This window comes from Rhizobium sp. NLR10b, assembly GCF_019685435.1.
Lineage (GTDB): Bacteria > Pseudomonadota > Alphaproteobacteria > Rhizobiales > Rhizobiaceae > Rhizobium.
Map to the genome: position 1 here is coordinate 139821 of NZ_JABDWV010000010.1, position 24172 is coordinate 163992.

At 62.2% G+C, this 24172-nt stretch carries 23 protein-coding genes; 10 read left to right on the plus strand and 13 right to left on the minus strand.

What is annotated here, in order from left to right; translation table 11 throughout:
- Positions 1-4 precede the first annotated feature (4 nt).
- Genes HJB91_RS18120 through HJB91_RS18135 form a run of 4 tightly spaced genes read right to left on the minus strand, consistent with a single transcriptional unit; the run spans position 5 to position 6833 of the window.
- Positions 5-2077 carry a hypothetical protein gene (locus HJB91_RS18120; protein ID WP_221155636.1) on the minus strand — a complete coding sequence of 691 codons (2073 nt, stop codon included), beginning with the start codon at positions 2075-2077 and terminating at the stop codon, positions 5-7.
- A 1-nt stretch (position 2078) separates the two neighbouring features.
- Positions 2079-4892, minus strand: a complete 2814-nt coding sequence (locus tag HJB91_RS18125; RefSeq protein WP_221155637.1) for a DUF4159 domain-containing protein — start codon at positions 4890-4892, stop codon at positions 2079-2081.
- Positions 4889-5809 (minus strand): DUF58 domain-containing protein, encoded by a 921-nt coding sequence (locus HJB91_RS18130; protein WP_210630446.1) that lies wholly within the window; start codon positions 5807-5809, stop codon positions 4889-4891. The genes HJB91_RS18125 and HJB91_RS18130 overlap by 4 nt, the downstream gene beginning before the upstream one ends.
- Positions 5810-5822: 13 nt before the next feature.
- A complete protein-coding gene (locus tag HJB91_RS18135; protein ID WP_210630447.1) occupies positions 5823-6833 on the minus strand; it encodes a MoxR family ATPase in 1011 nt (336 codons plus the stop codon).
- Positions 6834-6991: 158 nt separating this feature from the next.
- On the opposite strand from HJB91_RS18135, the gene HJB91_RS18140 reads away from it, so the two are divergent.
- From HJB91_RS18140 to HJB91_RS18150, 3 genes are read left to right on the plus strand one after another with little or no spacing between them, the layout of a single operon-like run.
- The gene (locus HJB91_RS18140; RefSeq protein ID WP_221146958.1) at positions 6992-7615 is read left to right on the plus strand and encodes a DUF1285 domain-containing protein; all 624 of its coding nucleotides are present in this window, start codon (positions 6992-6994) and stop codon (positions 7613-7615) included.
- Complete coding sequence (locus tag HJB91_RS18145; protein WP_210630449.1) at positions 7612-8262, plus strand: CoA pyrophosphatase; 651 nt, start codon at positions 7612-7614, stop codon at positions 8260-8262. Before HJB91_RS18140 ends, HJB91_RS18145 begins: the two co-directional genes overlap by 4 nt.
- Positions 8259-9512 carry a CCA tRNA nucleotidyltransferase gene (locus tag HJB91_RS18150; protein ID WP_221155638.1) on the plus strand — a complete coding sequence of 418 codons (1254 nt, stop codon included), beginning with the start codon at positions 8259-8261 and terminating at the stop codon, positions 9510-9512. Before HJB91_RS18145 ends, HJB91_RS18150 begins: the two co-directional genes overlap by 4 nt.
- Positions 9513-9582: 70 nt before the next feature.
- On the opposite strand, the gene HJB91_RS18155 is transcribed toward HJB91_RS18150, so the two are convergent.
- From HJB91_RS18155 to hemF, 3 genes are all read right to left on the minus strand, one after another.
- Positions 9583-9768 (minus strand): DUF1059 domain-containing protein, encoded by a 186-nt coding sequence (locus HJB91_RS18155; protein ID WP_221146999.1) that lies wholly within the window; start codon positions 9766-9768, stop codon positions 9583-9585.
- 112 nt (positions 9769-9880) lie between these two features.
- Positions 9881-10144 (minus strand): hypothetical protein, encoded by a 264-nt coding sequence (locus HJB91_RS18160; RefSeq protein WP_221146960.1) that lies wholly within the window; start codon positions 10142-10144, stop codon positions 9881-9883.
- 102 nt (positions 10145-10246) lie between these two features.
- The gene (hemF, locus tag HJB91_RS18165) at positions 10247-11158 is read right to left on the minus strand and encodes an oxygen-dependent coproporphyrinogen oxidase (protein WP_210630452.1); all 912 of its coding nucleotides are present in this window, start codon (positions 11156-11158) and stop codon (positions 10247-10249) included.
- A 168-nt stretch (positions 11159-11326) separates the two neighbouring features.
- Between hemF and HJB91_RS18170 the strand changes: the two genes are divergently transcribed.
- Entirely contained in the window at positions 11327-11587 is a 261-nt protein-coding gene (locus HJB91_RS18170; RefSeq protein WP_064804101.1) for a hypothetical protein, read from the plus strand.
- 3 nt (positions 11588-11590) lie between these two features.
- On the opposite strand, the gene HJB91_RS18175 is transcribed toward HJB91_RS18170, so the two are convergent.
- Both HJB91_RS18175 and HJB91_RS18180 read right to left on the minus strand, forming a co-directional pair.
- On the minus strand, positions 11591-13237 hold the full coding sequence (locus HJB91_RS18175; protein ID WP_210630453.1) for a Na/Pi cotransporter family protein: 1647 nt from the start codon (positions 13235-13237) through the stop codon (positions 11591-11593).
- Between the two features lie 195 nt (positions 13238-13432).
- A complete protein-coding gene (locus HJB91_RS18180) occupies positions 13433-13894 on the minus strand; it encodes a tRNA (cytidine(34)-2'-O)-methyltransferase (RefSeq protein WP_221155639.1) in 462 nt (153 codons plus the stop codon).
- A 384-nt stretch (positions 13895-14278) separates the two neighbouring features.
- Between HJB91_RS18180 and HJB91_RS18185 the strand changes: the two genes are divergently transcribed.
- Entirely contained in the window at positions 14279-16135 is a 1857-nt protein-coding gene (locus HJB91_RS18185) for an ABC transporter ATP-binding protein (RefSeq protein WP_221146961.1), read from the plus strand.
- A gap of 106 nt (positions 16136-16241) precedes the next feature.
- Here HJB91_RS18185 and HJB91_RS18190 read toward each other — a convergent pair whose 3' ends face one another.
- The gene (locus HJB91_RS18190) at positions 16242-16472 is read right to left on the minus strand and encodes a CopG family transcriptional regulator (RefSeq protein ID WP_210630456.1); all 231 of its coding nucleotides are present in this window, start codon (positions 16470-16472) and stop codon (positions 16242-16244) included.
- Between the two features lie 160 nt (positions 16473-16632).
- On the opposite strand from HJB91_RS18190, the gene HJB91_RS18195 reads away from it, so the two are divergent.
- Positions 16633-18546: an ABC transporter ATP-binding protein gene (locus tag HJB91_RS18195; RefSeq protein WP_210630457.1), complete on the plus strand. Its 1914-nt coding sequence runs from the start codon at positions 16633-16635 to the stop codon at positions 18544-18546.
- On the opposite strand, the gene HJB91_RS18200 is transcribed toward HJB91_RS18195, so the two are convergent.
- Positions 18502-19434 (minus strand): endonuclease/exonuclease/phosphatase family protein, encoded by a 933-nt coding sequence (locus HJB91_RS18200; protein WP_221155646.1) that lies wholly within the window; start codon positions 19432-19434, stop codon positions 18502-18504. The genes HJB91_RS18195 and HJB91_RS18200 overlap by 45 nt on opposite strands.
- Before the next feature lie 286 nt (positions 19435-19720).
- Here HJB91_RS18200 and petA point away from each other — a divergent pair, with 286 nt between their 5' ends.
- From petA to HJB91_RS18220, 4 genes are all read left to right on the plus strand, one after another.
- The gene (petA, locus tag HJB91_RS18205; RefSeq protein ID WP_011426278.1) at positions 19721-20299 is read left to right on the plus strand and encodes a ubiquinol-cytochrome c reductase iron-sulfur subunit; all 579 of its coding nucleotides are present in this window, start codon (positions 19721-19723) and stop codon (positions 20297-20299) included.
- A gap of 14 nt (positions 20300-20313) precedes the next feature.
- Complete coding sequence (locus HJB91_RS18210; RefSeq protein ID WP_085778917.1) at positions 20314-21594, plus strand: cytochrome b N-terminal domain-containing protein; 1281 nt, start codon at positions 20314-20316, stop codon at positions 21592-21594.
- A gap of 25 nt (positions 21595-21619) precedes the next feature.
- The gene (locus tag HJB91_RS18215) at positions 21620-22504 is read left to right on the plus strand and encodes a cytochrome c1 (RefSeq protein WP_210630459.1); all 885 of its coding nucleotides are present in this window, start codon (positions 21620-21622) and stop codon (positions 22502-22504) included.
- A gap of 114 nt (positions 22505-22618) precedes the next feature.
- Entirely contained in the window at positions 22619-23161 is a 543-nt protein-coding gene (locus tag HJB91_RS18220; RefSeq protein ID WP_210630460.1) for an adenine phosphoribosyltransferase, read from the plus strand.
- Between the two features lie 17 nt (positions 23162-23178).
- On the opposite strand, the gene HJB91_RS18225 is transcribed toward HJB91_RS18220, so the two are convergent.
- Both HJB91_RS18225 and HJB91_RS18230 read right to left on the minus strand, forming a co-directional pair.
- A complete protein-coding gene (locus tag HJB91_RS18225; RefSeq protein ID WP_221146962.1) occupies positions 23179-23646 on the minus strand; it encodes a MaoC family dehydratase in 468 nt (155 codons plus the stop codon).
- Positions 23643-24131, minus strand: coding sequence for a MaoC family dehydratase (locus HJB91_RS18230; RefSeq protein WP_221155648.1), 489 nt, complete (start codon positions 24129-24131; stop codon positions 23643-23645). Before HJB91_RS18230 ends, HJB91_RS18225 begins: the two co-directional genes overlap by 4 nt.
- Positions 24132-24172 lie beyond the last annotated feature (41 nt).

The window sequence follows — 24172 nt, forward strand, 5'->3', positions numbered from 1 at the left end:
GCGACTATCGCCCTTCGCGCCACCACATGGCGCCGAAAGCGAGCAGCAGGATGCCGACGCCGGCGAAGCCGGCAAAGAGCGGCAACGTGTTGATTCCCTTCAGGACCGTTTCGTTGGTCATGCGGATCATCATACGCTCGTTGTCGGAGACGCGGATCTGGCCGCGCACCGGCAGGATCGGCGGAACGCTGATCGCGCCCTTTTCGCTGGCGACACGGGTCACGAGACCTTTGCTCCTGTCAACGACAGGCTTCAGCACATCGGTCGTCGAGATCATTGCCTTGAATTCCGGCGCATCGACGGCGCCGATGTGCACAAGCGTCGATAACTTGCCGTTACGGATTTCAAAGAGGCCGACCTCGTACATGCGTTTCTCGGCCTTGTAGAGCCCGGGTTCCGTCTGGGTGAGTGGCAAGGTTTCGGTCTTACCGGAGGGATAACGCACGGTGGCGTTACCGGGATTGTCGCCGATTGTCTGGCGGGTGACTTCAAGGGTTCGGCCGGAGGCGCGCGCCGTCAAGGCTTCTTCTTCGAGCGCCGGTTCCTTCATCAGCCAATGAGCGATGCGGCGATACAGCGAGACATTTGGACCGCCGCCTTCGAAGCCGCGCGCCCAGAGCCAGCCCTGATCTGAAAGCAGCATGGCGACGCGGCCTTGGCCGGCGCGGTTCAGCACCAGCAGCGGATGGTTGTCGGCGCCAACCATGATCGTTTCGCCCTGCGGCCGTTCGACGTCGACGCTGCGGAACCAGCGGCCCCAATGCGGCGGGTCCTCGCCGGAGCCGTCCAAGCCGCGCGTGACCGGATGCTTGCGCCCTTCCTCGGAGAGGCGAGGATAGAAGGCCTTTTCGATCATCCGGCCAGTCGGCTCTGCCGGCAGCACGGAGGCGAGCGGCGTCATCGCGATCGACTCTGGGCTCGCATGTTCCGGACCGGCGGCGATCAGCAGCGCGCCGCCGTTCTCCACGTATTGCGCGATGTTGTCATAATAAAGCATCGGCAGCACGTTGGCGCGGTCCTGATAGCGGTCGAAGATGATCAGGTCGAAATCCTTGATCTTGTCGATGAACAGTTCACGCGTCGGGAAGGCGATCAGCGACAGCTCGTTGATCGGCGTGCCGTCCTGCTTTTCCGGCGGACGCAGAATGGTGAAGTGAACGAGATCGACCGAGGCGTCGGATTTCAGGAGGTTGCGCCAAGCGCGCTCGCCGGCATGCGGCTCGCCGGAGACGAGCAGGACGCGCAGATTCTGGCGAATGCCGTCGATGACGTGGACGGCGCGGTTGTTGGCGGTGGTGACTTCGCCGGGAAGCCCGGCGACGGAAAATTCGAGCACGTTGCTGCCGCCAGCCGGCACCTTGAAGGAGAAAGGCGTATCCTGGCCGGGCGTTGCCTGCAAGGTAGCGATCTCGTCGCCGTTCAGCTTCACCGTGACGTCGGCCGTGCCGCCGGGGCTCGGACCATCGTCGAAGACGCGCAGGACGACCTGCTGCTCCTCGTTGACGATGCCGAAGCGCGGTCCCTTGATGACTTCGATGCGACGGTCGAATTCTTTAGGCTTGCCGGTGACGAGACCATGGATCGGCGCATCGAAGCCGAGCGCCTGATTGGCGGCCGGGACATCATGGACTTCGCCGTCTGTCAGCATGATGGCGCCGCCGATGCGGGCGGATGGGACGTCGGCGATGTTGGCTGCCAGCGCGTCGAACAGGCGGGTGGACGGAACGTCGGAGTTGACGTCGCCTTCGACATCGACGAAGCGGGGTTCTATCTGGGGGAAGCGGGCAAGCTGCCCTTTCAACGCCGCAAGCGCGTCATCGGTCATCTTCATGCGCTCGGGCGTCTGCTGGCTCTGGCTCCGGTCGACGATGACGGGGACGATCGTCGACAGCTGATCTCGATCCTCCTGCAGCAGTACGGGATTGGCAAGGGCGGTCAGCAGGGCGAGGGCGGCCAGTGTCCTGATCCAGGCGCCGCGAATGCCGCGCCAGATCGCAAAGGCGGCGATAAGAGCGCTGACGACGGCCAGTGCGGCCAGAATCGGCCAGGGCAGGAAGGGTGAGAAATCGAAGGTCATCTCATTGCCCTAACCGTTCGAGGAGGTCGGGAACATGAACCTGGTCCGTCTTGTAGTTGCCGGTCAGCATGTACATCATGATGTTGACGCCGGCCCGGTAGGCATATTCACGCTGCCCTTCATCCGAGGGCACGGTCGGCAGTATCGGCGTGCCGTTTTCGTCGACTGCCCAGGCGCCGGCGAAATCATTGCCGGTGATCAGGATCGGCGAAACCCCGTCGGCCGTCGCCGCCGATTTTTCGGTCGTTTCGCGGCCACCTTGGCGGGCTTCGATCCAAAGCGGGCTGCCGGCATAGCGGCCGGGAAAGCTCGACAGGAGATAGAAGGATTTCGTCAGCACGTGATCCGATGGAACCGGTTCGAGCGGCGGTATATCGAGATTGGCGAGGATTTCCTGCAGCCGCTGGCCGTTAGCGCTGACATTGCCGCCATTGTCCAGAGCGCTGAGCTGGTCGCGCGTGTCAAAAAGCACGGTGCCGCCGTTGCGCATATAGGCGTCGATGCGGCTGATCGCGGCCGATGACGGCATGGGCGCCGTTGCCGAAACCGGCCAATAGATGATCGGGTAGAAGGTGAGTTCGTCCCTGGTGAGGTCAAGGCCGACGGGCGGCGCCGGCTCCAACGTCGTGCGGAAGGTCAGGAACTGGGTCAAGCCCTCAAGGCCGCGCTCGGATATATTGTCGACTTCCTGCTCGCCGGTGACGACATAGGCGAGATGCGTGTTGTCAAGCCTCTCCAGAATGAGGTCGTCATCGGGCCGGGAGTCGTTGGCGTGAAGTGTGCCGGGCTGCAGCAGGAAGCCTGCGCCGAGTACGACGGCGATCACGCCCACGGCGCGAGCGGCCGGGCGCAATCGCGAGAAAGCGCCGTTCATGAAGAGGACGATCAGGCTGTCGGCGAGCAGCAGCAGAAAGGCGACCAGGAAAAGAGCCGGCTTTGCCGACCAGCTTTCGCCACCGATCAAGCCTTCGCGCACGGCGTTGGTTCCAGCGGTATCGAGCGGCGTCAGTTCGGCGTTCTCGGGCAGCACGTTCAATGAGGTGAAACCATCTTCCGAACCGTAGAGGCCGGGCGGATTGTCGAAATTCGCCGTCGGTTCGGCTCCGGCCCTGGGGATCAGAGGTCGCGCCGAGCTAGTCTCGGAAACGAGCACACCCTTGGCCGTCAGCATGCGGTAGGGCGGAAGGGTCTCGGAGACACGCGCGCTGCTGCGTGCCTCGGACGTCACACCGCCTGAGCGCGATATCTGCAGGAGGTGACGCAGCATATCGACGAAAGTGCCCGAGATCGGCAGATCGGACCAGGTCGCTTCCGCGGTGACGTGGAAGAGGACGATCTGGCCGGATGCCAGCTGCTTCATCGTCACCAGCGGCGTGCCGTCGGCGAGGCTGGCCCAGGTGCGTTCGGCAAGGTCGGGTGTCGGCTCGGCGAGCACCTGCCGTTTGACGACGACATCGGCGGGACGCGGTATGCCCGCGAAGGGGCCGATGCTCGGAAATTCGGCCAGCGATTGCGGTTCGCTCCAGGACAAGGTCCCGCCCAGCGCTCGTTCTCCCTGGCGTAGGATGACGGGAATGAGCGGATCGTCGGCAGGTGCCGCCGCCATGCGCGGGCCGGCGAAACGCAGGAGCATGCCACCATTCGATATCCAGCGTGTCAGAGGTTCGTAGGTTTCCTCCGGCAGGCGGCCGATATCGGCCATGATGATGATCGAAGGGTTGTTGGCGAGAAGCTTCGGTATGGCGACGGCCAGATCGGAATCGGTGGGCTGGATGAGATCCGCATAGGGTTGCAGCGCCCGCTGGATGTAGTAGAGCGGCGAGAGCAGCGGCTGGAATTCATCGGCTCCGGTGCCGGACAGGAGGACGACGCGGCGGCGCTTGAACGCGTCGTCGAGAAGGTGGACCGCGCCTGCCGTCGCGCCGTTGTCGACGCTGATGCGGGCGAAATCGTTGCGCATCTCGAAGGGAGCGGTGATCGAACTCGTGGCAACGCTCTGGCCGGGACGGAAATCCACCCTGCCGTTGGCGATCGAGCGGCCTTGGGCATCGACGGCGTTCAGCGCCACTGATGCGGGGCGCGAACTGTCGAGCCGTGTGACCTTTACGGTCATGGCGTCGGCCGCATTGCTGGCCGCGGTGACGGCAACCGTCTTCGTGGCATCGCCCTCGATCAGGCGCAGATCGGCGGGCTGGAGCTCGGCGAGCCTGCGCACCGTCGGATCATCGGCCTTGGCGGCGGCGCCGTCGGTCAGGAAGGCGAGAGTGCCGGGCTTGACGCCATTGAGCGCCGCGCGCAGCGCTTGGAAAGCGCGCTCGCGATCGGGAACCAGCGGCCGCGGCTCGGCAGCCCGCAGCTTGTCACGGGCGCTGGCTGCGGTGCCGGGCACGGCATCGTTGGTCGGATCGGCGGTGAAGGCGATCGCTACCGGCGTGCCGGCGGATTCGGCATCGTCCACCAGCGCGTCGGCGGTCTGGACTCGGCGCTCCCAATCGGGTGCTGCCGCCCAGCTGTTGTCAACGAAGAGGACGAGCGGGCCGCCCGATGCCAGAGAATTGGTGCGCGGATTGAAGACCGGATCGGCAATCGCAAGGATGATGATGGCAGCGAGCAGCATGCGCAGCAGCGTCAGCCACCAGGGGCTTTGCGCCGGCGTTTCCTCGCGCTTCAGCACCGACGCAAGGATCTTCAGCGGCGGAAAGACCTCCGTTTTCGGACGTGGCGGCGTCAGCCGCAACAGCCACCAGATGACCGGCAAGGCGATGAGGGCGCCGAGAATGGCGGGATAGGCGAAAGCGAAGGGGAGGGCGTTCATAGCAGCCCTCCATGCGTTGCCTTGGCCGGCATGCCGGAGAGGTACATGTGGACCGCGACCAGCGCCTCCGAGGCAAGATGATCGGTGCGGTGGGTCGTAAAGGTCCAGCCGAGATGGCGCAGCGACTGGCCGAGGCTCTCCCTGCGGGCGAGGTAGGCGTTGCGATAGGTCTCGCGGATGTGTTCGGCGCGGCCGGAGATGAGCTTGGCCCCCGTCTCCGGATCAATGAATTCGGTGCGGCCGCTATAGGGAAAGATCTCTTCGGCGGGGTCCGATATCTCGACCACGTGGCCGTGCAGGCCGCGGCGGGCAAGCGGACCGAGCCGCTCCATGATAACAGGAGCGTCGTCGAGGAAATCGCCGATGAGCACGAGGTCGCTCCAGCCGCGGATCATTCCCGTTTCCGGCAGTCCGCCGGTCAGCGGCGCGTGCATGAGCGCGGCTGCGAGGCGTTCGGCGGCATTGCGGGTGGAGGCAGGTTCCATGATGCCGGGGCAGCCGATGCGTTCGCCGGAGCGGGCAAGGATTTCGGCAAGCGCCAGCATGACGACCAGCGCCCGGCTTTCCTTGGAGACGCTGCCGTAGCTCGACTTGTACATCATCGAGGGCGACATGTCGCACCAGAGCCAGATGGTGTGCGCTGCTTCCCATTCGCGCTCGCGCACATAAGTATGGTCGTCGCGGGCAGAGCGGCGCCAATCGATGCGCGACAGGCTCTCGCCCTCTGCATAGGGCCGGAACTGCCAGAAATTCTCGCCGATGCCGCGTTTGCGACGGCCGTGCCAGCCGGCGATCACCGTATTGGCGATGCGCTTGGCTTCCACCAGGCAGTCCGGCATCAGGGAGGCCCGCTGCCTGGCGCGGGAGAGGGCATCGCTGCCTGACGTCGGGTTGACGGTCTGTCCGATAGATGCCACGCGTCCGGCTTCCTTATCCCTTTGCCTGCCTGACCAGGCCGGCAATGACGTCGCGCACCGACATGCCTTCGGCGCGGGCGGCGAAGGTCAGCGCCATGCGGTGCTGAAGAATGGGTTCGGCAAGCGCGAAGATATCATCGAGGGACGGGGCGAGGCGGCCCTCGTAGAGCGCGCGGGCGCGCGCGCAGAGCATCATCGCCTGGCCGGCGCGCGGGCCCGGACCCCAGGCGACGTTCTTGTCGGTCGAGGCATTCCCCTGACCGGGGCGGGCGGAGCGCACCAGCGAAAGGATGGCGTCGACGACCGTCTCGCTCACCGGCATCTGGCGCACCAGGGCCTGGATTTCGATCAGCCGTTGCGCATCGATGACGGCTTCTGGCCGGGTTTCGCCGAGGCCTGTGGTCTCGAGCAGGATCTGTCGCTCGGCGGCGAGCTCGGGATAGTTGACGTCGACCTGCAGCAGGAAGCGGTCGAGCTGGGCCTCGGGCAGAGGATAGGTGCCTTCCTGCTCCAGGGGGTTCTGGGTGGCGAGCACATGGAAGGGAGCCGGCAGGTCATAGCGCTGGCCGGCGATGGTGATGTGATATTCCTGCATCGCCTGCAGAAGCGCCGACTGAGTGCGCGGCGAGGCGCGGTTGATTTCGTCGGCCATCAGGAGCTGGGCGAAGACCGGGCCTTTGACGAAACGGAAGGAACGGCGGCCGCTGTCGTCCTGATCCATCACCTCCGACCCCAGAATATCGGAAGGCATCAGGTCTGGCGTGAACTGGACGCGGTTGGCAGCAAGGCCGAGCACCTCGCCGAGTGTCGTCACCAGGCGGGTCTTGGCAAGGCCGGGGACGCCGACGAGCAGGGCATGGCCGCCTGATAGCACGGCGAGGATGGTGTTCTCGACGACGCTCTCCTGACCGAAGATCACTTTGGAGACTTCCCCGCGGATGGCAGCGATATCGGAGAGCGCCCTTTCGGCGGCGGCGACGATCGCCTTTTCATCGAGGCTGGCTTCGGTCTTCATCATACCCACGGGCATCTCCAACGGCTGAAATCATTCGGCAGCGAATCGGCGGACTTATACATCTGCCTCATACTCGATAGAGTTATGGAGATGCGACGGGCTGACAAGTTCGTTACGAATGACTATCTCGTGACTTCACTTCGTTAAGGACAAACCGGGACGGAAGAATGGCAGCCGAAGAAATCAGCGGACAGGCGGATGCGGCGGGGCTTGCCGCGCTGATTTCGCGCGCGTCGCAGGAAACCGCCGGCAAAAAACGAGGATTGCCCCCGGTCGAACGGTGGAATCCGCCCTTCTGCGGGGATATCGACATGGAGATCAGGGCCGACGGCACCTGGTTCTACATGGGCACGCCGATCGGCCGGCCGGCGCTGGTGCGGCTTTTTTCGACGGTGTTGCGCAAGGACGAGGACGAAAAGACCTACCTCGTAACTCCTGTGGAAAAGGTCGGGATCAGGGTCGTGGACGCGCCGTTCGTCGCCGTGGAGATGAGCGTGACGGAGCGGGAGGGCAAACAGGTACTGACATTCCGCACCAATGTCGGTGATGTCGTGGAGGCGGGAGGAGGGCATCGGCTGCGCTTTGCCATTGCGGGCGGCAATGCCGAACTGAAACCCTATCTGCATGTGCGCGGGCGGCTGGAGGCGCTGGTGTCGCGTGCGGTGATGTATGAACTGGCGGCACTCGGCGAGACGCTCGACGTGGAGGGGCGGGCGATGTTTGCGGTCCGCTCCGCCGGCGAGGTCTTTCCCGTCATGCCGGCCGACGAACTGGATGCGCTTTCCCGATGAACGATGCGATCACCCAACGTTATCCGCTGTTCTCAGCAGCTGAATTCCGCCGCCGTGCGCTCGATCAGAATGGCGGGCCGGTGGACCATGCCTGGCGTGATCACGGCGACCATATCCTCAACCCCGATATCGTGGAGGAGATTGCGACCTTCAAGCTGCGCGATGCCGCCGTGCTCGTGCCCGTCGTCGACGACGGCGAGGAAGCGCGGGTGATCTTCACCAAGCGCACGGCGACGCTGCGCAAACATTCCGGTCAGATCGCCTTTCCCGGCGGCTCGATCGATCCGGCCGATATCTCGCCCGAAATGGCGGCGATCCGCGAGACGGAGGAGGAAATCGGCCTGCCCGGTTCCTTCGTCGAGACAGTCGGCAGGCTGCCGAATTATCTCGCTTCGACCGGCTTCCGCATCACGCCCGTGCTCGGCGTCGTCAAGCGGGGTTTCGCGCTGACGCCGAACCCGGCCGAGGTGGACGAGGTGTTCGAGGTGCCGCTCTCCTTCCTGATGAATCCGGCCAATCATAACCGCGACAGGCGCGTGATCGACGGCATCGACCGGCATTTCTACCGCATGCCCTATGAAACCAGAATGATCTGGGGCATCACCGCCGGCATCGTCCGCACGCTCTACGAAAGGCTTTACGCATGACCGGCATTGCCGACCAGGCATGGTTCCGCGATCCGGCGCTCGCCCGGGTCCTGGCACTTCTCAATACCGATGACGGGGAAGGACGGGTGGTTGGCGGCGCGGTGCGCAACAGCCTGATGGGCCTGCCGGTCAGCGATATCGACATCGCCACGACGCTGGCGCCCGAAATTGTCATGGAGCGGGCAGCAGTGGCCGGCATCAAGGCGGTGCCGACAGGGCTGCAGCACGGCACGGTGACGCTCGTCATCGACGGCAAGCCCTTCGAGGTGACGACCCTGCGTACCGATGTCGAGACCGACGGACGCCGCGCCAAGGTCGCTTTCAGCACCGATTGGAAGGCCGATGCCGAACGGCGCGACCTGACGATCAACGCGCTCTATGCCGATGCCAAGGGCGAGGTGGTGGATCTCGTCGGCGGGCTTGCGGACATCGAGACGCGCAAAATCCGCTTCATCGGCGATGCGGCAAGGCGTATCGCCGAGGACTATCTGCGCATCCTGCGCTTCTTCCGCTTCTTCGCCTATTACGGTTCCGGGCGGCCGGATCCCGAGGGTCTGAAAGCCTGTGCTGCGGCGCGTTCGAAACTGAAGACGCTCTCGGCCGAGCGCGTCTGGTCGGAGCTTAGAAAGCTGCTTGGTGCCGGCGATCCCGGCCGGGCGCTGCTCTGGATGCGGCAGGTGGCGGTGCTGACGGAAATCCTGCCGGAATCGGAGCGGTGGGGGATCGATGCAATCCCTTCTCTCGTTGCCACCGAAAAGGCGCTCGGCTGGACGCCCGATCCGCTGTTGCGCCTTGCGGCGATCGTGCCGCCCGATGCGGCGCGGCTCACGGCGCTTGCGGCCCGGCTGAAGCTCTCGAATGCGGAAGCCGCCACCCTGACGGCCTGGGCAAAAGCGGAACCGGTCAATGACGAGATATCGCCGGCCGCCTTCGAGCGACTGCTTTACCGCAACGGCGCGGACGGTATCACGATGCGGCTGAAGTTGGCGCTCGGCGTTGCGCGCGGCAAGGCCGAAGGCGATCTTGGCGAAATGGCGCGCTCCGCGCGGCTCGGCAAGCTCCTGGATCAGGCCGTGAACTGGAAGAAGCCGCAATTTCCTCTAAATGGCGGCGATGTGATTGCGGCGGGCATCGCATCCGGTCCCCGCGTCGGGGAACTGCTTGCGGTGCTGGAAAACCAGTGGGTAGAGGAGAATTTCGCCGCTGACCGGCCAGCACTGCTCGCCCGGCTGCAGGAACGCATCCAATAGGGATTATACGCCGCATCGGGTGGATGCGGCGCTGTCATAGTCGTCGCTGCCAGGACGCGGGCACCCGCTCTCAGGCGGCGGTGGCCTCGTCGCGGATGCGTGCCTTGATGTTGTCAACCATGTTTTCGCGTATGATCGTTTCGCCGTGAGCAATCTTCAGGTGCTCAACGGCGCGGCGAACCACTTCTGCGTCATTATCCGCCCGGGTGTGCCAGGCGCAGCCGGGAACGAGCGTGCCACATTCGAAAAGTCGCATGGTTTTCTCCTCTGTCTGGAACGCAACGGCCATCGCGTTCTCACGCGATTGATGAAATGTACGTGCGAAGAGAAGGTTCCGGCCGGCAGGAGGTGGCGACCGGAGAAGGTGTTCAGTCGGGCATCGCCCAGGCTTTGAAAGTATCCGAGAGATGGCCGGGCGTGTTGCTGTTGGCTGCGTCGTTCTGCAGATCCTCCGGCGACTTTCCGCCGGCCAGTTGCAGCTTGACCTGCTCGATGAAGCAGCACAGCGGCAGATCGGAGCCACTCTTGGCCCGCAGTTTCTCGGCAATGCGGATAAGGAACTCGGGTGTGTCGATTGCACGGAATGTTTCCTGGACATCCGTGGACGCAGGCGAGCCGCTTTCTGTCGTCATGACAATCCTCCTCCGATTGTTACGCACGTACATATAAAGTTAGGACTCACTGAATTTTTATGAAGGTCCCTCAGTTCGAATAATCGATGAGATTTTACAGTCTCACGGCCAGCGCACGACAGGCGGCAGCGAGGAGAGAATGGATTCGACGTTGCCGCCGGTCTTCAGGCCGAAGATCGTGCCGCGATCATACAGCAGATTGAATTCGACGTAGCGGCCCCGGCGGATCAATTGTTCGTCACGATCGGCCTCCGTCCACAACTTGTTGAAGTTGGAGCGAACGATCTTCGGATAGACCATGGCGAAAGCCCTGCCGACATCGCGCGTGAAGGCGAAATCGGCGTCCCAGCCGCCGGCTTCTTCGCTCGAATGCAGCCAATCGAAGAAGATGCCGCCGATGCCGCGGGGCTCGTTGCGATGCTTGAGGAAAAAATAGTCGTCGCACCAGCCCTTGTAGGCATCGTAATCGGCGACGGCATGGTTTCGGCAGGCGATTTCCATGGCTTTGTGGAAGAGCTGGCTGTCCTCATCCTCCTGGGTGCGGCGGCGCGACAGCACCGGCGTCAGATCGGCGCCGCCGCCGAACCAGCGGCTTGTTGTGACCACCATGCGGGTGTTCATATGCACCGTGGGAACATTGGGGTTGACGGGATGAGCGATCAGCGAAATGCCCGAGGCCCAGAAACGCGGATCGTCCTTGGCACCCGGTATCTGGGTGCGAAAGTCCGGTGAGAATTCGCCGTGAACGGTAGAGGTGTGGACGCCGACCTTCTCGAACACGCGGCCTTCCATCATCGACATGCGGCCACCGCCGCCGGCGCCTTCTTCACGCGACCAGTCCTTGGCGACGAAGCGGCCGGGCTCCTGATCGGACAAGGGGCCTTGCAGTTCGTCTTCGAGGGCTTCGAAGGAGGCGCAGATCGTATCGCGCAGTCCTTCGAACCAGTTGCGGGCGGCCGCCTTCTTCTCTTCGATATCCGCAGGCAAGCCGATCGGCAGTTCCGGTCTTTCCATGTCACGCCTCCGCGGCCGGCATCCGTTCAGGATGCGACTCGCTCATTCCCTGTTGCCCGCCACATCTAGCAGGTGGCGCCGCCTCTCGCCAAGGCTGCGGCCGGGGCATCGAGATTCGACTCGCAAAGCAAGGGTTTCGATACTATCTTTTCGGCAGAGGTAGGGTTGATGGCAAAAATTCCAGGACCTCCGTCCTTCGACGGCCTGAAACGCAGAATGGCGAGACACCGGGCGGAAAATCCTGCCCGCAAGAAAGACCATTTCGTGCGTGAGACATATTGCCTCGGCCTCCTCGATGCCCGCGCCAAGGCGCGCGAATGGTTCGACGAATATCCGAAAGCGGCCTATTGGACCGAGGTCGAAAGCTGGCGTCAGCTCGACGGCGACCAGATCGAATTCACCATGCGCCGTCTGCCTTCGGCCGACTGACCGTCACTCCGCGACAGCACGCACGCGGCTTTCGATCAGAAGGCCGCTTTCATCCAGGATCGGATGCGCCACCGAGACGATGTGGGCGTTGATCCTCTTCAGGTCACGCAGCATATCGAGATGCAGCGAGCTTGTCTGCAGACTGTCGGCGCGTCCGTCACGCAGGCGCTCCAGGTGGTGTTCGGCCGACTGTTTCTCCATGCGCCGGACCTCTACCTTTGTCTCCATCATCTGACGCGCAAGATTGAAATCGCGAGTGACGAAGATCGTCTGGGCGACACGAAGATTGTCGATCGTCAGGTCGAACAGCTTACGCAATTCCTGATGACCGTCGTCGGAAAACCTGAGCCCGAGCGAGATCTTCTTCGATATCTGCTCCAGCAAGCCTTTCTCGATGATATCGCCCATATGTTCGAGATTGATGGCATAATCGATGATAACGATCGAACGGCGGGCGTTCTCGTCGCTGAGCCCCTCGCGGCCGAGCTTCGAGAGATAGACCTTCACCGCCTGCTGCAGCTTGTCGACACGCTCTTCGAGGATCGCGATTTCGGAAAGCTTGGAAGAGTCATTGCCTTCGAAGGCCTCGGAGACTCGGATCAGCATGCGCTCGATGATGTCGCCGATGCCGAGCACTTCGCGGGTGGCGCTGGTCAAAGCAATGACGGGCGTCGAAAGCTCATGGGCGTCCAGATATTTCGGAGCCGTGTCCGGCTCGGCCTGATCCGGAACCAGTCGGGTCATCAGCGTGGCGAGCGGCCTCGAAAAGGGCCAGGCGAGGGCGGCGAGCAGAACATTGAAAAGCAGATGCGCATCGACTGGGAGCTTTGACGGTCCGAAGGGCAGCACCTGAATGAATTCCGCGCCGTAGCCCGCGAGCGGCAGGGCGATGATGCAGCCGAGCGCACGGACGGCGAGATTGCCGAACGTGACGCGTCGCGCCGAAACCGGCCCGGACATCGTCGCGACGACGGGCGGTATCGCGCCGCCGAGATTGGCGCCGAGCACGAGCACGATGACGAGTTCGGCAGAGATCAGGCCGGCCGAGGCGAGCGACAGGATGAGCACCACCACAGCCAGACTGGACGATGAGACGAAGGCGAGCGCTGCCGAGAAAAGGAGCGCCACGGGCAGAGCGCCATCCAGCAGACTGATGAAAGCGGCGAGAGCGGGGGAGGCGCGCATCGGCTCCGTCGCAAGGCTCAGGAGATGCAGCGACAACAGCATCAGGCCGATCCCGATCAGCGCTGCGCCGCCGCCTTGGCGGGTGCTGGAGCGGCCGCGGTAAAGCACGATGCCGGAGAGGATCAGGAGCGGTGAGAGCCATTCGATGCCTGTCGCGACGATCCATGCAGTGATCGCCGTGCCGACATTGGCGCCGAGCAGGACGAGCTGGGCCATGCGCGGATTGATCAGATCACGTTCGACGAAGGAGGCGGTCATCAGCGCTGTTGCCGTCGAGCTCTGCAGCGCGACGGTCGCGACAAGTCCCGACAGGAATGAGCGAAGGCCGCCGCGCGTGCCGGTCGCCAGCCCCGTTCTCAGCCGGGCGCCGAAGGCCCTGGACACGCCGTCCTTCACCTGCGCGAGGCCGAACAGCAGCAGCGCCACGGCTCCGAACAGGTTGATCATGATGATCGTAGAATCCATTTTCTTGTTTTATTCTGCTTTCGTCAGTCTAAGGGCGTCGGCCTGATGGCCAATCTTCCCAAGTTATTGAAATTGTGAAAATCGTGCGGGGGTTTTGATTGTCCGGCTAATGAATATACGCCGGTTTGATCGATTGACAATGTCGATTTCCGACACTTGTTGATATATTCGGCAATCCGTTCAGACAGCCGCCGATCAAGCCCAGACGGTTTGGCGCATCGCCTCGCCGACGATCATGGCCGCCGAGACTGCGACATTGATCGACCGCTGGCCTTCGACCATCGGAACGAGGATGCGGGCGTCGGCTCTCTCGTGCACGTGATCCGGCACGCCGGCGCTTTCGCGCCCAAACAGCAGGACATCATTCGGGCGGAAGGCGAAGTCGGTGTAGCGGTCGGCGGCCTTGGTCGAGGCGAGAATCAGGCGCCGGCCTGATGTGGCGCGCCAGGCCTCGAAGCGGTCCCAGCTGACGTGGCGGGTCAGCGCCGCGGCGGCGATATAATCCATGCCCGATCGTTTCAGGTTGCGGTCGGAGACGTCGAAGCCGGCGGGCTCGATCAGATCCACGGCAAAGCCGAGGCAGGCTGCAAGGCGCAGGATCGTGCCGGTATTGCCGGGAATGTCCGGCTGATAGAGTGCCAGTCTGAGGTTCGCCATGTATGCGCCGCTTGTTCGTTTAGACGCGGGGAGGCCTAATACAACTGTGATTTCGGCGCAACAGGACGCGGTTTGGCCCTAAAACGCGCTATTTGCGCCAGTTCAGGTCTGGAAGTTTCGCACTTTTCGCGTTATGCATGCACATCTTCGAACGCCAGCAGGGAGGGCCTCATGAATATTTTGCTCATTTCGCGCTTTCCTGCCGTGATGCCGATCAAGGCGACATGGCACCGCTAGAGCGGGCTTCTTTCTAAAACTTCCCTTTTGATCCATTGTGCGGCTGTTTCAGCCTCGCCCCTTGAACGTCCGGTTCCCATATGTGCTTGCATGCGCCGGGATGGCGCGAAGCCGGGAGCCGGAACGGTGATGTTTCGGAGCAATTTCATGTTTGGCTGGTTCGAGCAGCGACTCAATCCCTTTCCGAGCGAGGAGCCCGTCGCCCCCCCGAAAGGTCTCTTTGCCTTCTGCTGGCATTACAGCAAGCCGGCAGCGCCGTGGCTCGGCCTGATGGCAGTGCTGACGTCGCTGATCGCCATCGGCGAAGTGGCGCTCTTCCAGTTCCTTGGCGACATCGTCGACTGGCTGACCAATGCCGATCGCGCCACCTTCCTGCAGACGGAAGGCCACAAGCTGTTCTGGATGGCGGCTCTGGTGCTGGTCGGCTTGCCGCTGGCGGCAGGGCTCGATTCCCTCATCATGCACCAGATGCTGCTCGGCAATTATCCGATGATGGCGCGCTGGCAGATGCACCGCTTCCTGCTGCGCCACAGCATGACCTTCTTCGCCAACGAGTTTGCCGGGCGTGTCGCGACCAAGGTGATGCAGACCTCGCTTGCGGTGCGCGAAACGGTGATGAAGATCCTCGACGTCTTCGTCTATGTCGTCAGCTATTTCCTGACGATGATCATCGTGATTGCCGCGGCCGACTGGCGGCTGATGATCCCGATTCTCATCTGGCTCGCAGTCTATGTCAGCATCGTCTCTTACTTCGTGCCCCGGCTTCGCAAGATCGCGGCCCAGCAGGCGGATGCGCGCTCGATGATGACGGGCCGCGTGGTCGACAGCTATACGAACATCGCAACCGTCAAGCTGTTCTCGCATGCGGGACGCGAGGAGATCTATGCCAAACAGGGCATGGACGAGTTCCTGCAGACCGTGCACAAGCAGATGCGAAAGGTGACGCTGTTCCATATCAGCGTCTACCTGAACAACTGCGTCGCGCTCTTTGTCGTCTCGGGCCTGTCGATCTGGTTTTGGCTGAACGGGGCGATCTCGGTCGGAGCGATCGCCATCGCCATCGGTCTTGCCATGCGCGTCAACGGCATGTCGCAGTGGATCATGTGGGAAGTCTCGGCGCTGTTCGAGAATATCGGCACGGTCTATGACGGCATGGAGATGATGAGCAAGCAGCACGACATCATCGACCAGCCGAATGCGCCCGCAATGACGGCCAAGAAGGGGGCGATCCATTACGATCGCATTCGCTTCCACTATGGCAAGGGCAAGGGTGTCATCGACAATCTGTCGCTTGACATCAAGGCAGGCGAGAAGGTGGGTCTGGTCGGTCGTTCCGGCGCCGGCAAGACGACGCTGATGAACCTGCTGCTGCGCTTCTATGACCTGGAGGCCGGCCGCATCACGATCGACGGGCAGGATATATCAGGCGTCTCGCAGGAGAGCCTGCGTTCGCTGATCGGCGTGGTGACGCAGGACACCTCGCTGCTGCACCGTTCGATCCGCGACAACATCGCCTATGGCCGGCCGGAGGCCACCGACGCCGAAGTGATCGAAGCGGCCAAACGCGCCAATGCCTGGGAGTTCATCGAAGGGCTCGTTGACATGCAGGGCCGCCAGGGGCTCGACGCGCAGGTCGGCGAGCGCGGCGTCAAGCTCTCAGGTGGTCAGCGGCAGCGGATCGCGATCGCCCGCGTCTTCCTAAAGGATGCGCCGATCCTCGTGCTCGACGAGGCAACCTCGGCACTCGATTCCGAAGTCGAGGCGGCGATCCAAGAAAACCTCTTCGCCCTGATGGAGGGCAAGACGGTGATCGCGATCGCCCACCGGCTTTCGACGCTGACGGAGATGGACCGGCTGATCGTGCTCGACAAGGGGCGGATCGTCGAGGCCGGTTCGCACGCCGAACTGATCGGAAGCGGCGGCATCTACGCCGACCTCTGGAACCGCCAGTCCGGCGGCTTCCTCTCCGATCATGCCGAAGAGGCGGAAGAGGCCGCGGAATAAGAATCGACCCTCCCGGCGTGAGCGGGGAGGGCATTTTCATGATTTCGATGATTTGTGCTCGCGAGACGATTGTCGAAGACCGGATGCGCTCGTGCCGGCGTTCTTTTCAAAGACTGTCGGCCCAGTCGATCACGCGGTCATGTCCGACGACGACGATGCTGTTGGCGGCCGCGATCGTGCGCAGCGCCACGATGCGGCGGCGCTCCTCGCTGTCGAGCCAGGCGGCGATAGCCTCGATGACGATCTCGTCGCGCGGCAACGCCAGGTCGAGAGCCAGGGCATCCAACCTTTCTGCAAGCGGAAGCGGAATATGCGCATCGAGCATTTTCGTTTCCATGACGTCTCTCCGGTTAAGCGCGATCCTATCGTCAGATTGTGACGGGTTCGGGGGCAATCAATGGCGATGCCGCCGATGTTATCGTCTATTACCAAAATATAAGGTTGCGTCCGCTTTTCATTCCCTTTGCCACTCCCCTCAATCCGCCTATATCGCTTGCATGTTTCTGCGACCCCTCTTCCGCCTGTTTGAAACCTGGATCGATCCGTTCCGCCGGCGCGACGACTTGCAGCCGCCGCGCGCTACGCTCGGTTTCATCTGGTTCTACATCGGCCAGGCGAAGATGCCGTTCATCGCCATGCTCATTCTCGGCGGCACGTCGGCGGCAATCGAGGCCGCACTCTTCTGGTTCGTCGGACGCCTCGTCGATATTCTCGCTAGTATTGCGCCCGGCGCCGGCTGGAGCGGTCTTATCGCGGCCCATGGCGGCGAGCTGTTCGGCATGCTCGCTCTCATCGGGCTCGTGCGCTTCGTCGTTGCCTTCCTGATTGCCCTCGTCGATCAGCAGGTGATCACGCCGGGCTTCTACAATCTAGCACGTTGGCAATCTTATCTCCATGTCTCAAGGCAATCATTGTCGTTCTTTCAGAGCGATTTCTCCGGGCGTATCGTCACCAAGGTCTGGTCGGCCGGCCAGGCAACCGGGGATCTCGTCACCTCGTTGATGGAAAGCGTCTGGTTTGTCGGAATTTATGCGGTAACGACGCTGGTGCTCGTCGCCAGGCTGGACTTTACGCTCGCCGCCGTCGTGCTGTTCTGGCTTGGCGCCTTCAGCCTGCTTGCCCGCCACTTCGTCCCACGGATCCGCCATCACTCGCGCGAAACGGCGGAGGCCGGATCGATGCTGAACGGCCGGATGGTCGACGCCTATAGCAATATGCAGACGCTGAAGCTGTTCGCGCGCGATGAAGAGAGCGACCGCTACATGCGCCAAGGTTTCGATATCTATCAGGACACGGTGATGCGCTTCACGCGGTTCATTACCGGTGTGAGGGCCTCCATGGCGCTGCTCTCCGGCCTGATGATCGTGACGATGGCGGGCTTGAGCGTCGATCTCTGGCTGCGCGGCCTCGTCAGCTCGGGCGCGGTGGCGTTCTCGCTGGCGCTGGTGCTCCGGCTGAATTTCCTGCTCGGCAGGCTGATGACGCAGTTCAACGGCATCATGCGCAATCTCGGCACCATTCAGAACGCCGCCGAACTGATTTCGCAGCCGCTCGGGCTCGTCGATCGGCCGGATGCGAAGAGCCTGGTGATCCGCCAGCCCGGCGTCCGCTTTGACAATGTCTCCTTCCGCTACGGCAAGGGTCAGCAGCCCGTCGTCGAGAATTTCTCCCTGACCATCCGCCCGGGCGAGAAGGTCGGGATCGTCGGGCGTTCGGGCGCCGGCAAATCAACGCTGATGAATCTGCTGCTGCGCCTCTATGACATCCAGGACGGCCACATCTTGGTCGACGGTCAGGATATATCGGCCGTGACCCAGGAATCGCTGCGGATGCAGATCGGCGTCGTCAGCCAGGATACGTCGCTGCTGCACCGTTCCGTGCGCGACAATATCCTGTTCGGACGACCGGATGCCGGCGAGGAGCGGCTGGTCGACGCGGCCCGACGCGCCGAAGCTGTGGACTTCATTGCGCGCCTGCAGGATCAGCAGGGCCGTAGAGGTTTCGATGCGCATGTCGGCGAACGCGGCGTCAAACTATCGGGCGGGCAGCGGCAGCGCATCGCCATCGCGCGAGTCATGCTGAAGGACGCGCCGATCCTGGTTCTCGACGAAGCGACGTCGGCGCTCGATTCGGAAGTGGAGGAAGCGATCCAGTCCAATCTCCATCGGATCATGGAGGGAAAGACAGTGCTCGCAATCGCCCACCGGCTTTCGACGATCGCCGCGCTCGACCGGCTGATCGTCGTCGACCTTGGCCGGATTATCGAGGAGGGCAGCCACGACGAGCTGCTTCGCCGCGGCGGGCTCTATGCGGAACTCTGGGCACGCCAGTCCGGCGGATTTCTCGCGTCCGACGAGGATGCAGGCTCAAGGATCGAGGACGAATTCCGCCATGAGGCCAAAATGGTTTGATCCGAAACTGTTCTCGATGCGGCGGACCGATTTCAGCCGCAGGGGCGCTTTGCTGAAGACGTGATCGATCGAAATGCCGAGCGGGCCGGCGGCGATCGGCCATGTCGCAGGCTCCAGCGATGCGGTGCCCAAGCCTTGGCTGCGCATGAGATACTGCACATCCGGCGCCAGAATCGACGTATTGAAATCACCAGCAAGCACGAGCGGTCCCGGCAGCGAAGAGATAATCTCGGCGAGATCTTCGACTTCCAGGCCGTGGAATTCGTCATAATAAGGTTTGGTCAGGTGCGCGGCGAGCAAGTTGACCTTCTGGCCGTCGAAATCGATCGTCGAGATCGTCAGCCGGTTGCGCCACAGCAGGCCGAGGCTGCGGATGCGAGGTTCGATCAGCGGGCGCTTCGACAGGACGAGCGTATCGCATTGCTCCATGCCGACGCCGCAGCCGACGTAATAGGGGTATGTCTTCAGCAGTCGCGGCAATTCGGACAATACCGGTTCGGCCTCGAGGATGTTGACGACGTCGGCGCCGGATCCGATCGCCATGTCGGCGATATCAGCGCCGTTTGCGAAATTGTCATTCTCTATATTGAAGGACATCAGCTTGAAGAGAGCAGGGCGGCTCTCGTCTACCTCAGGCTCGACGAATTCACGCGCCATCACGATGCCGTGGACGGCGAGAACCATCGATGCGCCAAGTGTCAGCAGCGCGTACCAATGGCGCTTGAAGAGGAGGGCTATGCCGGAGGCCACTGCTGCGGCCGCTGCCAGATGGATCTGGAAGCTATAAAAAAGAGAAAGCAGATAGAAATCTTTGGCATAGCGCAGTGAGATGATAGCGAGAACGAGGGTTGTGAGAACGCTCATTACGCAAAAGATCGTGTCTCTCATCCGCTCGGGTCCGGCTGGCTGGCATCGTTGCGGTTGCGCCTAACACGGTGGCTTTTGTGTTGCAATGCAACATAAGGGCAAGCGGGTGTTTGCCGTAAAAAATTCATCTGAAATTTCCCGCGACATTGTGCCCTCATCCCCTTGCCAAGGCTGGACATAATTTGCGATCAAGCTTAGAACGCGCCGGATTGCCGGGGAATCTATGGCCGAAATGTGTCCAGATCGATTCGTCAGCAGAGGGGGCGGGGCGGAATTCCGCGATAATTGCGCAGAGGATGGTTAAGCCGTGAGCGAACACGTAACGACAAGCGAGGCTTCAGCAGAGCCCACTCGCCGTGATTTCCTTTATCTCACCACTGGTATGGCGGGCGCTGTCGGCGCCGTTGCTGTCGCATGGCCGTTCATCGACCAGATGCGTCCGGATGCATCGACGCTGGCGCTTGCCTCCATCGAAGTCGATGTCGCGAGCCTTGAGCCCGGCATGTCGCTGACGGTCAAGTGGCGCGGCAAGCCGATCTTTATCCGCAACCGCACACCGGAGGAAGTGAAAGCGGCAGCTGATGTTCCGCTGGCGGATCTCAAGGATCCGATCGCGCGCAACGCAAACCTTCCACCTGAAGCGCAGGCAACCGGTGTTGACCGTTCGGGTGGCAAGGACAAGGAAAACTGGATCGTCATGATCGGCACCTGCACCCATCTCGGTTGCGTTCCGCTCGGTCAGGCCGGTGAGTACAATGGTTGGTTCTGTCCCTGCCATGGCTCGGTCTACGACACGGCCGGCCGCATTCGCAAAGGCCCTGCGCCGCAGAACCTGGCGATTCCGACCTTTTCATTTGTGTCCGATACCAAAATCAAGATCGGTTGAGGGGAGACTGATTTATGAGTGGCCATTCCAGCTACGAACCATCAACCGGCTTCGAAAAATGGGTCGATGCGCGCCTGCCTCTGCCGCGCATGGTCTATGACAGCTTCGTGGCATATCCGGTTCCCAGAAACCTGAACTACGCCTATACCTTCGGCGCGATGCTTTCCGTGATGCTGATCGTGCAGATCCTGACGGGTGTCGTGCTCGCCATGCACTACGCCGCCGACACGACGATCGCTTTCAACTCCGTTGAAAAGATCATGCGCGACGTAAACCACGGGTGGCTGCTGCGCTACCTGCATGCCAACGGCGCATCCTTCTTCTTCGTCGCCGTCTATCTGCACATTGCCCGGGGCCTCTACTATGGCTCTTACAAGGCACCGCGCGAAATCCTCTGGATCCTGGGCGTGGTCATCTACCTGCTGATGATGGCGACGGGCTTCATGGGCTACGTCCTGCCCTGGGGGCAGATGTCCTTCTGGGGCGCGACCGTCATTACTGGCTTCTTTTCGGCCTTCCCGCTGGTCGGCGAATGGGTGCAGCAGTTCCTGCTGGGCGGCTTTGCCGTCGATCAGCCGACGCTGAACCGTTTCTTCTCGCTGCATTACCTGCTGCCTTTCATGATTGCAGGCGTCGTCGTCCTGCATATCTGGGCGCTGCATGTGACCGGCCAGACGAACCCGACCGGCGTCGAGGTCAAGACGAAGACGGACACGGTGCGTTTCACGCCCTATGCGACGATGAAGGACGCCCTCGGCGTCTCCGTCTTTCTGCTCGTTTACGCCTATTTCGTCTTCTACCTGCCGAACTTCCTCGGTCACGCCGATAACTACATCCCGGCCGATCCGTTGAAGACGCCCGCCCACATCGTTCCCGAATGGTACTTCCTGCCGTTCTACGCGATGCTGCGTTCGATCACCTTCAACATCGGCCCGATCGACTCCAAACTCGGTGGCGTGCTCGTGATGTTCGGCGCAATCATCGTGCTCTTCTTCCTGCCGTGGCTTGACACCTCGAAGGTCCGTTCGGCGGTCTATCGTCCCTGGTACAAGCTGTTCTTCTGGCTGTTCGTGCTCAACGCGATCATCCTCGGCTGGCTCGGTTCGCAGCCTGCGGAAGGCAGCTACGTCATCGTGTCGCAGATCTGCACGCTTCTCTACTTCGCCTTCTTCCTGGTCGCGATGCCAGTTCTGGGTCTGGTGGAAACGCCGCGCCGCATCCCGAACTCGATCACTGAAGCGGTGCTTGAAAAGCGCAACAAGACCACTGGCGCCGCCGCGGCGGCCAATGCGTAAGCGAGCGACGGAAGGGAATAGAACTATGAAAACGCTTGTTGCAAGCATTCTGCCGCTTGCCGTCGCCGCTCTCCTTGGCAGTGCCGCTTTCGCAGAGGAAGCGACGCCCGCGAATGGTGCAGCTCCCGCGCATCACGAGGAAGGCGCGACGCCGCACTATCCGCTAAAGGAGCCAAAGGAGCAGGAATGGAGCTTTGCAGGCCCCTTCGGCCACTACGACAAGGCTCAGCTCCAGCGCGGTCTCAAGGTTTACACGGAAGTCTGTTCTGCCTGCCATTCGATGAGCCTCGTGCCTTTCCGCACGCTCGACGAACTCGGTTATTCCGAGGCACAGGTGAAGGCATTCGCTGCCAATTACGAAGTTCAGGACGGGCCGGACTCGGCCGGCGAAATGTTCACCCGCAAGGCAGTCCCTTCGGATCATTTCCCATCGCCCTTCGCCAATGCTGAAGCGGCGGCTGCGTCCAACAACGGTGCGGCTCCGCCTGATTTTTCGCTGATCGCCAAGGCCCGTGAGGTCGAGCGCGGCTTCCCGCAATTCGTCTTTGACATCTTTACGCAGTATCAGGAAAGCGGCCCGGACTACATCTACTCGCTGCTGACCGGCTATGAAGAGCCGCCATCCGGCTTCCAGGTGGCTCAGGGCGCGCATTATAACCCGTATTTCCATGCTGCCGCCGTTCTCGCTATGCCGAAGCCGCTTTCCGACGGCCAGGTAACGTATGACGACGGCGCGCCGGCGACTGTCGATCAGTACGCCAAGGACGTTTCCGCTTTTCTGATGTGGGCCGCTGAACCGCATCTCGAGGAGCGCAAGCGCACCGGCTTCATGGTCATGGTGTTCCTGGCGATCTTTACGGTGCTGATCTACCTGACAAAGCGCTCGGTTTACGCCAACAAGGAACATTGAGCGTTCCGTGTCCGAATTCGAAAGGCGGCTTGCGAGCCGCCTTTTTTGTTGGTTCCACCCCCGGCAATTGATAGGGTGCAGCCGGTTTTATGCGCTCGCAGATACGGACTTTCCATGAACAATATGCTTTCGGAGCTTGCCGCCAGCATCCGCTCCATTCCTGACTATCCCAAGCCCGGCATCATTTTCCGCGACATCACCACGCTGCTCGGCAATCCCCGCGCTTTCCGCCGCGCGGTCGACGAACTCGTGCAGCCTTATGCGGGCCTGAAGATCGACAAGATCGCCGGCATGGAGGCTCGCGGCTTCATCCTCGGCGGTGCGGTGGCGCACCAGCTTTCCTCGGGCTTCGTGCCGATCCGCAAGAAGGGCAAGCTGCCGCATGACACCGTGCGGATCGCCTACAGCCTGGAATATGGCGTCGACGAGATGGAGATGCATCGTGATGCGGTCGAGCCTGGGGAGAAGGTGATCCTGGTCGACGATCTCATCGCCACCGGCGGCACGGCCGTGGGGGCGACGCAGCTTCTGCGCCAAATGGGCGCGGAAGTGGTCGGTGCCTGCTTCGTCATCGACCTGCCCGATCTTGGCGGTCGCAGGAAGCTGGAAGAACTCGGCGTCGTGGTGCACACGCTGGTCGAATTCACTGGACACTGACCCCTGTTGCGACGGGGTCAGTCGTACTCCAGCACACCGCTTTCGAAGCGCATCACCGGATCGCCGTTCTGATTGACGCCTTCGCAGAGAATGGTGTTGAGGTGCCACCCCGGCCGCGACGCAAGCGGCCGGCTGGAGAGAAGGGCGACGGAATAGCTCACGACGTCGCCTGCAAAGACGGGCCGCAGCCATTGTAGCTTCTGAAAACCGGGCGAAGGGCCGAGGTTCGGTGCCGTCAGGCCTCTTTCCCTAAGCGCGATGCTTTGCTTTTTCCAGAAGGCGAGGAAGGTCCGCATCCAGGCGGCCGTGGTATGCCAGCCCGAGGCGCAGAGGCCGCCGAAAAGGGTGTCTTTCGCCGCTTCCTTGTCGATATGAAAACGCTGCGGATCGTAGCGTCCGGCAAAGCGGATGATGTCTTCCTCGGTGAAGGCATAGCTGCCGATTTCGGCCTTCGCGCCGAAAGGATAAAGTTCGGACATTCTCATGCCGGCAGCTCCGGGTTCATATCGGCGTCCCGCGGGGGGCGCATGCGGATCATGACCGAATTCTCCGAAAGGCAGACGAGTTCGCCGCGCTGGTTTTCCAGCACGTGGCGGAATTTGACGATGCCCATGCCGGGGCGCGAGCGCATCGGCCGCGTTTCGAGTACGCTCGAATGGCCCTGCAGCGTATCGCCCGCGAGCACCGGCTTTCGCCATTCCATCAGATCGATGCCCGGCGCCCCCTCGCAGAGGGCGTTCAATATATAGCTGTCGGCCATCATGCGCATGAGCATTGCTGAGGTATGCCAGCCGGAAGCGGCAAGTCCGCCGAGGATGCTGGCGCGGCCGGCAGCCTCGTCGAGATGCATCGGCTGCGGGTCGAATTCTCTGGCGAACTCGATGATTTCTGCGGCGAGCACCAGCTTGGGACCGAGGGGGAAACGGTGTCCGGGCTCGAAATCTTCGAAAGACAGCTTTTCTGCCGGCATTTTCTCCTCCGCCATATGCAGCGCATAATGCTTACAATAGC

Bases quoted from the DNA above. Each gene is read 5' to 3' on its own strand.
- HJB91_RS18120 (WP_221155636.1), bottom strand. From the start codon at position 2,077: ATGACCTTCGATTTCTCACCCTTCCTGCCCTGGCCGATTCTGGCCGCA.
- HJB91_RS18125 (WP_221155637.1), bottom strand. From the start codon at position 4,892: ATGAACGCCCTCCCCTTCGCTTTCGCCTATCCCGCCATTCTCGGCGCC.
- HJB91_RS18140 (WP_221146958.1), top strand. From the start codon at position 6,992: ATGGCAGCCGAAGAAATCAGCGGACAGGCGGATGCGGCGGGGCTTGCC.
- HJB91_RS18145 (WP_210630449.1), top strand. From the start codon at position 7,612: ATGAACGATGCGATCACCCAACGTTATCCGCTGTTCTCAGCAGCTGAA.
- HJB91_RS18150 (WP_221155638.1), top strand. From the start codon at position 8,259: ATGACCGGCATTGCCGACCAGGCATGGTTCCGCGATCCGGCGCTCGCC.
- HJB91_RS18155 (WP_221146999.1), bottom strand. From the start codon at position 9,768: ATGCGACTTTTCGAATGTGGCACGCTCGTTCCCGGCTGCGCCTGGCAC.
- HJB91_RS18160 (WP_221146960.1), bottom strand. From the start codon at position 10,144: ATGACGACAGAAAGCGGCTCGCCTGCGTCCACGGATGTCCAGGAAACA.
- hemF (WP_210630452.1), bottom strand. From the start codon at position 11,158: ATGGAAAGACCGGAACTGCCGATCGGCTTGCCTGCGGATATCGAAGAG.
- HJB91_RS18170 (WP_064804101.1), top strand. From the start codon at position 11,327: ATGGCAAAAATTCCAGGACCTCCGTCCTTCGACGGCCTGAAACGCAGA.
- HJB91_RS18175 (WP_210630453.1), bottom strand. From the start codon at position 13,237: ATGGATTCTACGATCATCATGATCAACCTGTTCGGAGCCGTGGCGCTG.
- HJB91_RS18180 (WP_221155639.1), bottom strand. From the start codon at position 13,894: ATGGCGAACCTCAGACTGGCACTCTATCAGCCGGACATTCCCGGCAAT.
- HJB91_RS18185 (WP_221146961.1), top strand. From the start codon at position 14,279: ATGTTTGGCTGGTTCGAGCAGCGACTCAATCCCTTTCCGAGCGAGGAG.
- HJB91_RS18190 (WP_210630456.1), bottom strand. From the start codon at position 16,472: ATGGAAACGAAAATGCTCGATGCGCATATTCCGCTTCCGCTTGCAGAA.
- HJB91_RS18195 (WP_210630457.1), top strand. From the start codon at position 16,633: ATGTTTCTGCGACCCCTCTTCCGCCTGTTTGAAACCTGGATCGATCCG.
- HJB91_RS18200 (WP_221155646.1), bottom strand. From the start codon at position 19,434: ATGAGAGACACGATCTTTTGCGTAATGAGCGTTCTCACAACCCTCGTT.
- HJB91_RS18210 (WP_085778917.1), top strand. From the start codon at position 20,314: ATGAGTGGCCATTCCAGCTACGAACCATCAACCGGCTTCGAAAAATGG.
- HJB91_RS18215 (WP_210630459.1), top strand. From the start codon at position 21,620: ATGAAAACGCTTGTTGCAAGCATTCTGCCGCTTGCCGTCGCCGCTCTC.
- HJB91_RS18220 (WP_210630460.1), top strand. From the start codon at position 22,619: ATGAACAATATGCTTTCGGAGCTTGCCGCCAGCATCCGCTCCATTCCT.
- HJB91_RS18225 (WP_221146962.1), bottom strand. From the start codon at position 23,646: ATGAGAATGTCCGAACTTTATCCTTTCGGCGCGAAGGCCGAAATCGGC.
- HJB91_RS18230 (WP_221155648.1), bottom strand. From the start codon at position 24,131: ATGCCGGCAGAAAAGCTGTCTTTCGAAGATTTCGAGCCCGGACACCGT.